At 34.6% G+C, this 1426-nt stretch carries 2 protein-coding genes; both read right to left on the reverse strand.

Annotated elements, in window-relative coordinates; translation table 11 throughout:
* Positions 1-47: 47 nt before the first annotated feature.
* On the reverse strand, positions 48-647 hold the full coding sequence (locus HMPREF2802_RS00005) for a replication protein (RefSeq protein ID WP_371091340.1): 600 nt from the start codon (positions 645-647) through the stop codon (positions 48-50).
* 82 nt (positions 648-729) lie between these two features.
* Entirely contained in the window at positions 730-849 is a 120-nt protein-coding gene (locus HMPREF2802_RS00010) for a ribbon-helix-helix domain-containing protein (RefSeq protein WP_070502357.1), read from the reverse strand.
* Between the last annotated feature and the right edge of the window lie 577 nt (positions 850-1426).

Below are 1426 nucleotides of genomic sequence, written 5' to 3' on the forward strand. Positions count from 1 at the left end.
AAACCCCCAAGCCCCTTTTTGCATAAGCAAAAAAGCTAGCCATATGGCTAGCTAAATTGCTTATTATTTTTCACTCTATGTCTAACTGATTTAATATAATTATTCATAATAAAGGTTGAATTATCGCATAATAACGGAAACCAATCTTCATATCTATTTTCAATAGCATAATCTATTAAATCTTGCAGTTCATCAATTTCATTTTCTCTAACATAATCAATCATTTCTCTAATTAATTGGTATCTCTCTCCAGACGTAACAGAAAGATACGTCAGAGGGTCTGCTCCTGCATGTCCTATAATCCCACTCTTTTCATACTGAAACTTCTCAGGATTATCCATATGAGCAAAATAACGCACCATACCTTTAATATTTGTACATTTTTGTGGATTTGGTGAGTTTAATTGACCTGTAATCTCTAATATTTGTGTATAACTCTTTTTACTACTGAACATCAATAATACATGCCAATGTGCCTTTTTTATCTCTCCATCACTATTTACATCCTTATCATGCAAAGGACTTTCTATCCATGGTACATGATAACTATCTAAAATCTCCCTCCAGTTAGAAGGTGCAGACTCTGGATATACAAAAAATGTCCAATTTCGCGTTCTTGTGTCTTTGTTTTTAAGCCATGATATAATTACCTCACTTAGTTAATTCTCTTAATTAAAATTCGTCGCCATGCCAGTGGCGACTTTTTTTATGCCTTTTTTTGTTCATTGATCAAAGTGTAATCAAAGATGATTTACTTAAACCAGTTTCTTTTGACAAACGTTCCAACTTTTCAAAAACATCATTATTCAGAGTTATCATCACTCTCTTTTTTTCATCTTTTGCAGACATCAAATTTCACTCCATATCCTTTTTTCTATAAATTTTACGATAACATAAATCTTACAGTTTAGATAGATATATATATAAATAAGTAAGAAAAAACGAAAAAAAGGGGCTCAATCCCTTGCCACGCCCGATTTTACCCCATTTTTCGCTCTGTATCCCTTGCGAGAGTAAGCGTCAAACCACTTTGACCCGTGACCAGTGACCAACCTAGGGGGGGTGTCGTAGTACCCCCCCTAGGCAGTCCCAAAATTTGAAAATCCAAATAAAAAAACCAAAACCTAGCAATCAATAAAAAGATTGCTAAAATTCTAAAACCAATTCCCACCTTAATTTCGCTTTATTCCAATTTCCATTTTGAGCAGAAACTTTACTCATATGATTTGGATTGGTTGTTAAGTTGGAATTAATCCAACTTAAAACCTGCACCAATCGCCACTAAAGTGGCTATCATATTCGCCTTTCTTTCTCAAAATGTTTTCTCGGCATAAACGCTCTATTTAGGTTTGGCAAGCATTGGCTTTGCTAGCCACTTCATTCACTTACGTTCATTCAGTGCTGCAAACCCGCTTGTTGGGGGTAA

The sequence above is a fragment of the Staphylococcus sp. HMSC071G07 genome, assembly GCF_001811435.1.
GTDB classification, from domain to species: domain Bacteria; phylum Bacillota; class Bacilli; order Staphylococcales; family Staphylococcaceae; genus Staphylococcus; species Staphylococcus pettenkoferi.

Bases quoted from the DNA above. Each gene is read 5' to 3' on its own strand.
- HMPREF2802_RS00010 (WP_070502357.1), bottom strand. From the start codon at position 849: ATGTCTGCAAAAGATGAAAAAAAGAGAGTGATGATAACTCTGAATAAT.